The organism is Caulobacter sp. GW822-FHT07D08 (assembly GCF_058798735.1).
Genome location: NZ_JBXAKU010000015.1, coordinates 47,895 through 59,799, shown reverse-complemented (window position 1 = coordinate 59,799; position 11,905 = coordinate 47,895). Strand labels below are relative to the sequence as shown.

12 protein-coding genes are annotated in these 11,905 nt (G+C 66.9%); 7 read left to right on the top strand and 5 right to left on the bottom strand.

All coding sequences use genetic code 11. The features are described 5' to 3' along the window. Positions 1–22 precede the first annotated feature (22 nt). From AC1RJ9_RS22095 to AC1RJ9_RS22070, 6 genes are all read left to right on the top strand, one after another. Positions 23–481 carry a DUF2147 domain-containing protein gene (locus AC1RJ9_RS22095; RefSeq protein ID WP_492840087.1) on the top strand — a complete coding sequence of 153 codons (459 nt, stop codon included), beginning with the start codon at positions 23–25 and terminating at the stop codon, positions 479–481. Between the two features lie 140 nt (positions 482–621). Then, entirely contained in the window at positions 622–2,121 is a 1,500-nt protein-coding gene (locus AC1RJ9_RS22090; protein ID WP_492840088.1) for a flavin-containing monooxygenase, read from the top strand. Positions 2,122–2,178: 57 nt separating this feature from the next. Continuing rightward, a complete protein-coding gene (hemB, locus tag AC1RJ9_RS22085) occupies positions 2,179–3,180 on the top strand; it encodes a porphobilinogen synthase (RefSeq protein ID WP_492840089.1) in 1,002 nt (333 codons plus the stop codon). 1 nt (position 3,181) lies between these two features. Further along, positions 3,182–4,045 (top strand): helix-turn-helix transcriptional regulator, encoded by an 864-nt coding sequence (locus AC1RJ9_RS22080; RefSeq protein ID WP_492840090.1) that lies wholly within the window; start codon positions 3,182–3,184, stop codon positions 4,043–4,045. Positions 4,046–4,075: 30 nt separating this feature from the next. Beyond that, entirely contained in the window at positions 4,076–5,176 is a 1,101-nt protein-coding gene (locus AC1RJ9_RS22075) for a serine hydrolase domain-containing protein (RefSeq protein WP_492840091.1), read from the top strand. Between the two features lie 47 nt (positions 5,177–5,223). Further along, on the top strand, positions 5,224–5,619 hold the full coding sequence (locus AC1RJ9_RS22070) for an NUDIX hydrolase (protein WP_492840092.1): 396 nt from the start codon (positions 5,224–5,226) through the stop codon (positions 5,617–5,619). A 110-nt stretch (positions 5,620–5,729) separates the two neighbouring features. On the opposite strand, the gene AC1RJ9_RS22065 is transcribed toward AC1RJ9_RS22070, so the two are convergent. Further along, on the bottom strand, positions 5,730–6,335 hold the full coding sequence (locus tag AC1RJ9_RS22065) for a TetR/AcrR family transcriptional regulator (RefSeq protein ID WP_492840093.1): 606 nt from the start codon (positions 6,333–6,335) through the stop codon (positions 5,730–5,732). Positions 6,336–6,407: 72 nt separating this feature from the next. Between AC1RJ9_RS22065 and AC1RJ9_RS22060 the strand changes: the two genes are divergently transcribed. Further along, positions 6,408–7,265 (top strand): metal-dependent hydrolase, encoded by an 858-nt coding sequence (locus tag AC1RJ9_RS22060; protein ID WP_492840094.1) that lies wholly within the window; start codon positions 6,408–6,410, stop codon positions 7,263–7,265. A gap of 159 nt (positions 7,266–7,424) precedes the next feature. Here the strand turns inward: AC1RJ9_RS22060 and glyS are convergent, their stop codons facing one another. The 4 genes from glyS to AC1RJ9_RS22040 form a co-directional block, all read right to left on the bottom strand. Then, positions 7,425–9,464, bottom strand: a complete 2,040-nt coding sequence (gene glyS / locus AC1RJ9_RS22055) for a glycine--tRNA ligase subunit beta (RefSeq protein WP_492840095.1) — start codon at positions 9,462–9,464, stop codon at positions 7,425–7,427. A 6-nt stretch (positions 9,465–9,470) separates the two neighbouring features. Then, positions 9,471–10,370 (bottom strand): glycine--tRNA ligase subunit alpha, encoded by a 900-nt coding sequence (locus tag AC1RJ9_RS22050; RefSeq protein ID WP_492840096.1) that lies wholly within the window; start codon positions 10,368–10,370, stop codon positions 9,471–9,473. A gap of 94 nt (positions 10,371–10,464) precedes the next feature. Then, positions 10,465–11,379, bottom strand: coding sequence for a fasciclin domain-containing protein (locus AC1RJ9_RS22045; RefSeq protein ID WP_492840097.1), 915 nt, complete (start codon positions 11,377–11,379; stop codon positions 10,465–10,467). Positions 11,380–11,463: 84 nt separating this feature from the next. Next, the gene (locus tag AC1RJ9_RS22040; protein ID WP_492840098.1) at positions 11,464–11,814 is read right to left on the bottom strand and encodes a DMT family protein; all 351 of its coding nucleotides are present in this window, start codon (positions 11,812–11,814) and stop codon (positions 11,464–11,466) included. Positions 11,815–11,905: the final 91 nt, after the last annotated feature.

Below are 11,905 nucleotides of genomic sequence, written 5' to 3'. Positions count from 1 at the left end.
AATAACATTTGCATCGACGATTATGCGTTTCGTGAAACTTGCACTCGCCGCTCTTGTCGCGGCCCTGGGGATGGCCACGGTCCCGGCCCATGCGGCCGAGGGCGGCGACATCGCGCGTAGCTATGGCGTGTGGCGTAACCCGCACAACACCGTGCACCTGGAAATCAAGGATTGCGGCCCCAGCACCTGCGGCGTCGTCGTGTGGGCCAGCGCCAAGGCCGAGGCCGACGCGCGCAAGGCGGGCGCCGACACCCTGATCGGCAAGCAACTGCTGCGTGACTTCGAAAGCCAGCGCGACGGTTCGCTGAAGGGGCGCGTGTGGGTCCCGACCCTGAAGGTCACCCTCGTGGGGTCGGCCGACATCATCGACCCCAAGACCATGCGCGCCAAGGGCTGCGTGATCGGCAACTTCCTGTGCAAGTCGCAGTTGTGGACCCGCATCGACGGCCCGTCGATGCTGGCCGCCCGCACGGCGCCCTGACCTTTTCGCCCGAACGCGCAAACGCCGCTTGATTCAGCTCAAACGGCGCAGCACCCTCTAAGTGTACGTTGATAACCCAGGCGTCCGAAGAGACGCCGGGGGCAACTTGGCCGTCTGTCGGCCAGCACGGGAGGAACGACATGACCGAGGCGGCGACGCTTTCGAAGACCGCGTCAGGCGCGGCTACACAGCATTTCGACGTGATCATCGTGGGCGCGGGCATTTCCGGGATCGGGAGCGCCTATCACCTCGGCGTGCAACGACCGGGGACGACCTTCACGGTGCTGGAGGCGCTCGAGAGTTTTGGCGGCACCTGGCTAACGCACACCTACCCCGGCATCCGCTCGGACAGCGACCTCTACACTTTCGGCTATCGCTTCAAGCCGTGGGTCGGGCCACCGATCGCCACCGCCGCGGAAATCCTCGACTACATGGGCGAGGTGATCACCGAAAACGACTTGGCGCGCCACATCCGCTATCGGCGACGGATCGTCTCGGCCAGTTGGTCGTCCGCTGACAAGCTCTGGACGCTGGAGGTCGCTGGCCCGGACGGCGCCGAGCGCTACACCACCAACTTCCTGTGGATGTGTCAGGGCTACTACCGTCACTCGGTGGGCTATACGCCCGACTGGCCCGGCATGTCGGACTACAAGGGCCGGATCGTGCATCCGCAAACCTGGCCCGACGACCTCGACTTGAAGAACAAGCGGGTGGTGGTGATCGGCTCTGGCGCGACGGCCGCGACCCTGGTTCCCAACATCGCCGGCGACTGCGCCCATGTCACCGTGCTGCAGCGCTCGCCCACCTACTTCGTGCCTGGCCGCAACGAGAACGAGCTGGCCAACGTCCTGCGCCAGCTGGAGATCGACGAGACCTGGATCCACGAGATCGTCCGCCGCAAGGTGCTGTTCGACCAGAACGAATTCACGCGGCGCTCGATCGAGGAGCCCGAAGCGGTCAAGGCCGAGTTGCTGGAAGGCGTGAAGGCCTTCCTGGGTCCCGACTTCGACATCAAAACCCATTTCACGCCGCGCTATCGTCCATGGCGGCAGCGCATCGCCTTCGTGCCCGACGGCGATCTCTTTCAGGGGATCGCCTCCGGCAAGGCCTCGGTGGTGACCGACGAGATCGACCGTTTCACCGAGACGGGGCTGCTGCTCAAGTCCGGCAAGACGCTGGAGGCGGACGTCGTCGTCACGGCGACGGGCTTCGACCTCAGCGTCCTGGGCGACATCGCGTTCGCGGTGGACGGCAGGCCGCTCGACTTCGGCAAGACGGTCACCTACCGCGGCATGATGTTCACCGGCCTGCCGAACCTCGTCTGGGTCTTCGGCTATTTCCGGGCCAGCTGGACCTTGCGCGCCGACATGATCGGCGACTTCGTCTGCCGGCTGCTGGCCCACATGGAAGCCAAAGGCGCGCGGCAGGTCGAGGTCGCCCTGCGGCCGCAGGACGCGGACATGAAGATCGGCGAATGGATCGATCCCGAGGACTTCAATCCCGGCTATCTGATGCGGAACATGCATCTGCTGCCCAAGGCCGGCGACAAGCCGGAGTGGCGACACACCCAGGACTACTGGACCGAGAAGGACCTCTTCCCGACCCTCGACCTGGACGATCCGGCTTTCCGCTATTCTTGAGCCTCTTAAGGGCCCCATGAACTTGCCTAGAGAGGCGGCGCGGTCCAAATCAACGCCATGACCGTTCCGCCCCTCGCTCCCTATCCCGCCACCCGCCTGCGCCGCCTGCGCCAGGCCGACTGGACCCGCCGCCTCGTCCGCGAGACCGAGGTCCGACCATCGGACCTGATCTGGTCGATGGTGGTGCACGAAGGCGAAGGGACGATCCCTATCGCCTCGATGCCGGGCGTCGAACGCCTTTCCGTCAAGGAGGCCGCCAAGGCCGCTGTCCGCGCCCGCGACCTGGGTATCCCGGCCATCGCCATCTTCCCGCACATCGACGGCTCGCGGAAGGACGCGACCGGCTCGATCGCCGCCGATCCGGACGGCGTCATCCCCCGCGCCGTCAAGGCCATGAAGGACGCCGCCCCCGAGGTCGGCATCATGTGCGACGTCGCCCTGGACCCCTTCACCGACCACGGCCACGACGGCGTGGTCGAGGGCGGCAGGATCCTCAACGACCCGACCATCGAGCGCCTGATCGAGCAGGGCCTGATGCAGGCCGAGGCCGGCGCCGACATCCTGGCGCCCTCCGACATGATGGACGGCCGCATCGGCAAGCTGCGCGCGGCGCTGGAAGGCGCGAACTTCCAGGACACGATGATCATGTCCTATGCCGCCAAATACGCCTCGGCCTTCTACGGTCCGTACCGCGACGCGATCGGCTCGGCCAAGCTCTCCGCCGGCCAGGGTGACAAGAAGACCTACCAGATGGACCCGGCCAACACCGAGGAAGCCATCCGCGAGGTCGCGCTCGACATCGCCGAGGGCGCCGACATGGTCATGGTCAAGCCGGGCATGCCGTATCTGGACATCCTGCGCCGCCTGGTCGACGAGTTCCGCATGCCGACCTACGCTTTCCAGGTATCGGGCGAGTACGCGATGATCATGGCCGCCGCCCAGAACGGCTGGATCGACCAGGACCGCGCCATCCTCGAAAGCCTGTCAGCCTTCAAGCGCGCCGGCGCGGCGGGCGTCATCACCTATTTCGCCCCCTGGGCCGCCGAGAAGCTGGGCTGACGTGGCCGCGCCGAGGACCGCCTTCAGCCAAGGCCGGTTCTATGGCGCGCCAACCGTCGAGCGCCAACTTCAGGGCGTGCGCCTGGCCCACCTCGAGGCCACCAAGCGCGCCGAGCACGTCGACGAGCACAGTCACGACGACGCCCACTTCGTGCTGGCCACCCACGGCCGCTATGTGACCACCGCCGCCGGCCCCGAGACCGAGGGGCCGGTGCTGGTCTTCAACCCGCCGGGCGTGGTGCATCGCGACCGCTTCGTCGATGTCGGCGGCTATTTCCTGGCCGTCAGCTTCGCCCCCACCGACTGGCGGACCCTGGCCGACGCCGGACGCGGCGCGGCGATCGACGCTCTGCGGCTGACGGGTCCCGCCGCCCGCCGTGCCGCCCTGCGCCTGACCCGCTCGCTGCTGGCCCGCGACGCCGAGACGCTGTCGCTGGAGGGCCTGAGCCTGGAACTGGCCGCCCAGGCGCTGACGCCGGCCTCGGACGGCGACAGCCGCCCACCGTGGCTGGACCGCGCCGAGACCTATCTGGCGGATGTGTTCGACCAGCCGATCAGCGTCGCCGATCTGGCCGAGATCGCCGGCGTGCATCCCGTCCACCTGGCGCGCGGCTATCGCCGCTGGCTGGGCGCTGCGCCGGGCGACCGACTGCGCACCCGCCGGCTGGAGCGGGCCGCCGACCTGCTGATGCGCGGCCGCGACCCGATCGGCGAGATCGCCCTGGCGTCCGGCTTCTGCGACCAGAGCCACCTCAATCGCCAGTTCCTCAAGGCCTATGGCCTCACGCCCGGCGAGTTCGCCCGGCTGTGCGGTCGCCGGCCCGAGGTTTCAAGCGTCCAAGACGAGACGGCCGGCGCGGCCTAGACGGCAGAGGTTCCCTTTGGAGTTCCCGCCTTGAAAGCCTTCGCGTTCATCGCCGCCCTCGTCCTGACACCGCTCTGCGCCCAGGCCGCCGACTGGTCCACGGCCACGCCCGCCGCCGAGGGCCTTTCCGCCGCCAAGCTCGACGCGATGTCGGCCGCCATCAAGGCCGGACAGTTCCAGCAGATCACCAGCGTCCTGGTCGCGCGCCACGGCAAGCTGGTGTTCGAGGCCTATTACGACGCCGATCAGAAGGATGGTGGTCCCGAGGCGCGGCGCAACACCCGCTCCACGACCAAGACCGTCACCGCCATGCTGGCCGGGGCCGCCATCGCCCGCGGCGCCCTGCCCGGCGTCAACGCGCCCATCAAGGCCTACCTGAAGGACCGCCCGCTGGCCGCCAATCCCGACCCGCGCAAGGACAAGGTCACGGTCGAGGATCTGCTGACCATGAGCTCGATCGCCGAGTGCGACGACGACAACCAGTTCTCGCGCGGCAACGAGGAGCGGATGTACCTGATCGAGGACTGGGTCGGCTTCTATCTCGACCTGCCGGTGCGCGGCTTCCCGGACTGGATGCCCAAACCGGAGGCTTCGCCCTACGGACGCAGCTTCAGCTACTGCACCGCCGGGGCCGTGACCCTGGGTCAGGTCGTCCAGAACGCCGTGAAGAAGCCCCTGCCCGCCTTCGCCGACGAGGTGCTGTTCAAGCCGCTCGGCATCGACAATCCACACTGGCAGATATCGCCCAAGGGCTTGGCCATGGGCGGCGGCGGTCTGGGCCTGCGTAGCCGCGACCTGCTGAAGCTGGGCCAGCTCTATGCCAATGGCGGCCAGTGGGACGGCAAGCCGGTGCTGCCGGCCGACTTCGTCAAGGCGGCCGTCGCGCCCCACGCCAATGCCCGGGAGAACACCGACTACGGCTATCTGATCTGGCTGCAGACCTTCCCAGGCTCTGATGGCGCCGGCCACAAGGCCTGGGTGATGAGCGGCACGGGCGGCCAGAAAGTCGCCGTCGTGCCCGATCTCGACCTGGTGGCGGTGATCACCACCACCAACTTCGGCGTCCGCCAGCCGCACGTCATCGCCGAGAAGCTGCTGACCGAGCACATCCTGGCGGCGGTCGAGAAGTAGCGACGCGAATCCCGGAAAAGAATCGGGGACGCGGCTATCTTCCCGGGATGAGCCGCGTCCTCGACATCGTCACCGCCGTGATCCGCGACGCGGACGGCCGCATGCTGTTGGTCCGCAAGCGCGGCACGGCCACTTTCATGAAGCCCGGCGGCAAGCGCGACGCCGGCGAGGACGATCTGACCACCCTGGCGCGCGAGTTCGACGAAGAGCTGGGTTGCCGGCTGGTCCATGCCGAACTCCTGGGCCATTTCTCGGCCCCGGCCGCCAACGAGGCCGGCTTCACCGTCCAGTCGGTGACCTATCTGGCAACGGTCGAGGGCGACATCGCTGCTCAAGCCGAGATCGAAGAACTGGCCTGGATCGATCCGGCCGCGCCGGGCGATCTGCGTCTCGCGCCTCTGCTGACCGAGCAAGTCCTGCCGGCGCTGCTTGGCCGCGCCTAGAGCCTGTCCCGTTTAGATGGAACCATCTAAACGGGATAAACAGGCTCTAGAATCAAACATTTAGAGCCCTTTTGAACGCTTTAGATGATTCCATCTAAAGCTAAAGGGCTCTAGGCCTTGCCGCCCATGGCGGTGATCCGCCCCGCGACCATCTCCAGCGCCAGTTCACGCGCGCGGTCCGACGGCCGGCCCAGCAGCTCGCTCAGCGTCGGCCCGAACAGTCCCACCCCGATCGCCAGGATGATGTTGACCAGGATGAAGTCGACGATCTTGTCGCGCTCGACGCCGACGTCGCGCGCCAGCCGCGTCTGAACCACCTCGTCGACGACCTCTCGCACCAGGGTCATGCGCCGCCCTTCTCCGGTCAGCTCCAGCCACGCCGCCAGCCGCGCCACGCCCTTGGCCTCGAAGGCGTCGAACAGGGCCTGGGCCCCGAAGCCCGGCGAAACGCCCTGCGCGTTGAACCCGACGATGATCTTGTCGGCCAGTTGCCGGATCATCCGCTCCATCAGCGCCGTCTCGACCCCGGCGATCGAACCGAAGTGGTGGATGACATTGGCGTGGACCACACCGGCGGCCTTGGCGACATCGGCCAGCTTGATGGCCTGGGGGCCGTGTTCGACCAGCAGGACTTCGGCGGCCGCGAGGATGTTCTCGCGCGCGGCCTCGGGCGTACGGCGCACGCGGGTCTTCGGGACTGAAGCCTCTATTGACATTTTTGTCAGTACAACTCACTCTGCGCCATCGAGCGGCTTAGACAGCCCTAAACCGGCGGAGCGCATAACGCCATGATCGACACCCAGACCCCTCAGACGAAGTCCACTCCGGCCGACCTGGACGTCACCCCGCGCGACATCCGCTTCGACCTCTCCGACGCCCAGAAGGGCCACTGGCTGGGCGGCGATCCCGTCGGCACGGCGGTGTTCAACGCCCTGTCCCTGACCTTCCCGGACGGCGAGCGCCTGTTCATGGACGCGGTGCGCAACTACCGCCACCTGCTGACCGGCAAGCTGCTGGACGACGCCAGGAACTTCATCGCCCAGGAAGCCATCCACTCGCGCGAGCATCATCAGCTGAACAGCCTGATCGACCGCACGCGCTATCCGGTCGCCGAGATCGAGGAGACGGTGAAGGGCCGCGTGAAGATGGCCCGCGAGCGCGGCGATATGGCCATGCTGCTGTCGACCATCGCGCTGGAACACTTCACGGCGATGATGGCCGAGATGCACGTGCGCCATCAGGACCTGTTCGACAAGGCCCATCCCGAGGTCGAGAAGCTGTGGCGCTGGCACGCCATGGAGGAGACCGAGCACAAGGCGGTCGCCTATGATGTCTTCATGGTCGCCACCAAGGACTGGTCGCCGCGTCGCCGCTACATGATGCGCTGCCGGGCGATGTTCTTCGTGACCCTCATGTTCACCCGCAACATCTGCCGCTACGCCGCCCGCCTGCTGGAGGCCGACGGCTATTCGCCCAAGGCGGCGCTGAAGGCGGTCAACGCGTTCGTGTGGGACAAGCCGGGCCTGTTCCGCCGGGGCTGGAAGACCTATTTCGCCTGGTACCGCCCCGGCTTCCACCCCTGGGACCAGGACGACCGCGCCGCCTTCGCCGGCTGGAAGGCCGAGTTCGACGCGGCGGCGGCTTAGGGTCTTTCGAACCAAAACACCCGATCTCCCCGGCGAATGCCGGGGCCCAGATCCATCCTGAACGTCAGCCGTGAATGCGAAAGAGCGCCGAGCGAAGCCGCCCGGCGCTCTTGGTTCGTCTGGGCTCCAGCATTCGCCGGGGAAATCGGAAGATCGGATTTACCCCGCGATCAGGCCGAAGTCCGCCACCTGGCCCATGGCGTCGCGGACGGCGGCCAGGGTTTTGAGGCGGTTGTCGCGGTGCTCGGGCTCGTTGACGAAGACGCCGTCCAGATAGGCGTCGACCGGGCCGCGCAGCTCAGCCAGCTGGGTCATGGCGCCGGTGAAGTCTTCCTTGGCCAGGGCGTCCTTCAGCGGTTTGTCCAGCAGGCGCAGGGCGTTGTAGAGCCCCACCTCGGCGGCGCTGTCGGCGGCCGGCTCCTCGGGCGCCCCGACCGGCAGAGCGCCCTTCTTCTCCTCGGCCTTGAGGATGTTGGAGGCGCGCTTGTAGCCGGCCATCAGGCTCTTGCCGTCGTCCGTCTTCAGGAAACCGTCCAGGGCCTCGACCTTCTTTCTGATGACGACGTAGTCGTCGCCACCATACGAAAGCACTGCGTCGGCGCCCGCGAGCAGACCGTCTTCTTTGAGCGAAACCTTCATCCTGTCAGCCAGGAACAGGGTGACGTCGCTGGCGACGTCCTGCGGATCCGCTGAGATATTCAGCCTCGCCGTCGCGTTCTCCAGCAACGGCATCATCGCGACCCGCGCTTGAGCCGTCAGCACAATCCTAAGCACCCCAAGCGCCGCGCGACGCAGCGCATAGGGATCCTTGCTGCCCGTCGGCTTCTCGTCGATCGCGAAGAAGCCCACCAGCGTATCCAGCTTATCCGCCAGCGCCACCGCTACGCTCACCGGCGCGGACGGGACGGAGTCGCCCGGCCCCTGCGGCTTATAGTGGTCGCGCACGGCGTCGGCGATCTCGCCGTCCAGGCCGAATTGGCGGGCGTAGTATCCGCCCATGATCCCCTGCAGCTCGGGGAACTCGCCGACCATCTGCGAGGCGAGATCCGCCTTGGCCAGACGCGCGGCTTCCTTGGTCTTCTCGACATCCGCGCCGACCAGCGGAGCGATCTCGCCGGCCAAGGCGACGATGCGCTCGACGCGCTGGGCCATGGTCCCGAGCTTGGCGTGGAACGTCACGCCGTTCAGCTTCTCCAGCCATGGCGTAAAGCCGACCTTGACGTCCTCGTCCCAGAAGAAGCGGGCGTCGGACAGGCGCGAGGACAGCACCTTGGCGTTGCCGGCCGCGATCACCGCGCCGCCGTCGGCCGCCTGGATGTTGGCGATGGTGATGAAGTGCGGGGCCAGACCCTCTTCCCCGGCCTTGCGGACGGCGAAGTACTTCTGGTGCGTGCGCATCGAGGTGCGGATCACCTCGGGCGGCAGGCTCAGGAACACCGGATCCATGTCGCCCAGCACCGGCGTCGGCCATTCAGCCAGGCCGGCGACTTCGTCCAGCAGGCCCTGGTCCTCGACCAGTTCCAGGTGACGGGCGAAGCACAGGGTCTTGCAGCCTTCGAGGATGCGCTGCTTGCGCTCCTCGACGTCGAGCACGACGTAGTGAGCTTCCAGGCCGGCGGCGTATTCGTCGAAGTCGCGCGCCACGAACGGCTGGGCGTCGCCCATGAAGCGGTGGCCTTCGGACACGTCGCCGCTCGGGATGCCCTCGATCCAGAACGGCACCACCTCGCGGTCCAGCACGCACAGGATCCGCTTCAGCGGACGCACCCAGCGCAGCTTCTTGGTCCCCCAGATCATCGACTTGGGCCAAGGGAAGCCGCGCACGATGGCCTCGACCATCTCGGCGACGATCTCCGGCGTCGGGCGGCCCTTCTTTTCGATGAAGGCCATGTAGACGCCGTCGCGCTCGACCAGCTGGTCCTGGGTCAGGCCGGCCTTGCGCAGGAAGCCTTCCATGGCCTGCGGCGGGGCGCCGACGCGGGGGCCCTTCAGCTCTTCCTTGCGGTCGGCCTGGGCCAGCGGCAGGCCTTCGGCCACCAGGGTCAGGCGACGCGGGCCGGCGAAGGTCTTCAGGGCCTCGGGCAGGAAGCCGGCGGCGGCCAGATGCTCGCGCGCCATGCGCTCCAGGTCCTTGGCGGCCTGGGCCTGCATGCGGGCGGGGATCTCTTCCGAGAACAGTTCGAGGAGAAGTTGGGGCATCAGACTTTACGCGGCTTCCTGCTGCTCGACCCAGGCGCTGGCGCACATCTTACAAAGGTCGCGGATGCGGCCGATGTAACTGGCGCGCTCGGCGACGGCGATCGCGCCGCGGGCGTTCATCAGGTTGAAGAGGTGGCTGGCCTTGAGGACCATGTCATAGGCGGGCAGCACCAGCGCCTTGTTGTGGTACGAGCGGGCCAGCATCAGCGGCACCTGCTCTTCCATCTGCTCGAACTGCTGCTTGAGCACCGCGACGTCATAGCCGTGGAAGTTGGCTTCCGACTGCTGGCGTTCGTTCTCCAGGAACACATCGCCATAGGTCGTCGCGCCCAGCGGCGAGTCCGGGTCGTTGAACGGCAGGTCGTAGACGTTGTCGACGCCGAACACGTACATCGCCAGGCGTTCCAGGCCATAGGTCAGCTCGCCGGCCACCGGCGAGACGTCCAGCCCGCCGACCTGCTGGAAGTAGGTGTATTGTGACACTTCCATGCCGTCGCACCAGACTTCCCAGCCCAGGCCCCAGGCCCCGACGGTCGGGTTTTCCCAGTCGTCCTCGACGAAGCGGATGTCGTGGGTGCGCAGGTCCAGGCCGATCGCTTCCAGCGAGCCGAGATACAGGTCCTGCATGTTCTCGGGGTTCGGTTTGAGGATCACCTGGTACTGGTAGTAGTGCTGCAGGCGGTTGGGGTTCTCGCCATAGCGACCGTCGCCCGGACGGCGCGAGGGCTGCACATAGGCCGCGTTCCAGGGCTTGGGGCCCAGGGCGCGCAGCACCGTGGCCGGGTGCAGAGTCCCCGCCCCCACTTCCACGTCATGCGGCTGCAGGATGATGCAACCCTGCCGGCTCCAATAGTCATGGAGCGTCAGGATCAGGCTTTGGAAGGACTTGGGTTTTTCGCGCGACATCAATCGAAGCAGGCCTAGAAAAAAGTCGGCGGACCATAGGGCCCGCCGACTGCTGCTTCAAGCGAAGTCCTGCCCCGAAAGGCGGGGTCGCGAATTAGTTGCCCTTCGGTACGGTGCGCTTACCGGCGTTCGAGTCCGGCTTGCCGTACTTGGCTCGGTTGGCGACGGTGTCGGCGACCGGCGGATTGGAGACGACATTGGCGTCGCCGGCCTTCAGCGAGGCCTGGGCCTCCGGCGATTGCGACGACACCGGCACGACCACCGAGGTGTTCACCCCGGCGTCCGGCGCGGCCGTGGCCGTGGCCGTGGCCGCCGGCATGGCGGGGCTGACGGCGGGGTCGGAGGCCATGTCGGTCGTGGCGGCCGGGGCCGGCGTCATGGCCTGGCCGGCCGGCGCTTGCTGCTCGTTGGCGGCGACCTGCATGGTCGCATTGGCGTCGGTCGCCGAGGCGGCGGCCTGCAGACCCGGGACGTCCTTCGGGATCAGAACCTTGTCGACCACGTGCAGCACACCGTTGGTGGCCATCACATCGGTCTGGGTGATGGTGGCGGTGTCGACCATGGGGACCGCGCCCGAGCCATCCAGCAGCAGCGGCGAGCCCTCGACGCTCTTCACTTCACCCTTGGCGCCCTTGATCTTGGTGGAGTCAACCTTGGCGTTGATCAGGTGATAGGTCAGCACCTTCTGCAGCAGCGGCCCGTTCTCGGGCAGCATCAGCTTGTCCAGCTCGCCGGCCGGCAGGGCGGCGAAGGCCGCGTCGGTCGGAGCGAACAGGGTCAGGTTCTGGTTGGTCTTCAGAACGCTGGTCAGGTTCACGGCCCCGACAGCCTTCAGGAAGGTGTTGAACTGACCCGAGGCCTCGGCGGTCTGGATCAGGTCGCCCTTGGCGACGACGGGCGAGGACGCGGCCGGCGCTGGCGCGGCGGGCGCCGTCGCGTCCTGGGCGTGGGCGAAGCCGGTCATCAGGGCGACCGCGGCGGCGGCGGTCAGGAGACGCTGGGTGATCATGATCGAGTTCCTCTCGGTTCGAGCGGAGTACGCCCGGACCGGGGAGTCGGTTCCGTGATCACGGGCACGTGATCACGGAAAGCGTCACCGGAAATAGAATATGACCGCCACGCCGGCGACGATCAGGCCAAATCCAGCGACGGTCGACCACTTTATCGCTTCACCGAGATAGAAATACGAGAACAGCATGAAGACCATCAGGGTGATGAACTCCTGACCGACCTTCAATTCAGCCGTCGAATACACGGCGTGCCCGATCCGGTTGGCAGGCACGGCAAGTAAGTATTCGGGCAGGGCGATCAGCCAGCTGGAGATGATCGCGACGGGCAAGGCCATCGGCTTGCCCTTCAGGTGACCGTACCAGGCGAAGGTCATGAAGACGTTCGACATGACCAGCATCAGCCAGGGAGCGATCTTCATGACCAGCGGCGACATGAGCGGGCTCCGAAGCGAGGCGTTGGGGATTCCGCCAACCTAGGACAAGCCGACCCGTCGGAGCCAGAACTTACCGTCAGGCCGAATCGCC

Coding starts and splice junctions, on each gene's coding strand:
- AC1RJ9_RS22095 (WP_492840087.1), top strand. CDS start 23: ATGCGTTTCGTGAAACTTGCACTCGCCGCTCTTGTCGCGGCCCTGGGG.
- AC1RJ9_RS22090 (WP_492840088.1), top strand. CDS start 622: ATGACCGAGGCGGCGACGCTTTCGAAGACCGCGTCAGGCGCGGCTACA.
- hemB (WP_492840089.1), top strand. CDS start 2,179: ATGACCGTTCCGCCCCTCGCTCCCTATCCCGCCACCCGCCTGCGCCGC.
- AC1RJ9_RS22070 (WP_492840092.1), top strand. CDS start 5,224: ATGAGCCGCGTCCTCGACATCGTCACCGCCGTGATCCGCGACGCGGAC.
- AC1RJ9_RS22065 (WP_492840093.1), bottom strand. CDS start 6,335: ATGTCAATAGAGGCTTCAGTCCCGAAGACCCGCGTGCGCCGTACGCCC.
- AC1RJ9_RS22060 (WP_492840094.1), top strand. CDS start 6,408: ATGATCGACACCCAGACCCCTCAGACGAAGTCCACTCCGGCCGACCTG.
- glyS (WP_492840095.1), bottom strand. CDS start 9,464: ATGCCCCAACTTCTCCTCGAACTGTTCTCGGAAGAGATCCCCGCCCGC.
- AC1RJ9_RS22050 (WP_492840096.1), bottom strand. CDS start 10,370: ATGTCGCGCGAAAAACCCAAGTCCTTCCAAAGCCTGATCCTGACGCTC.
- AC1RJ9_RS22045 (WP_492840097.1), bottom strand. CDS start 11,379: ATGATCACCCAGCGTCTCCTGACCGCCGCCGCCGCGGTCGCCCTGATG.
- AC1RJ9_RS22040 (WP_492840098.1), bottom strand. CDS start 11,814: ATGTCGCCGCTGGTCATGAAGATCGCTCCCTGGCTGATGCTGGTCATG.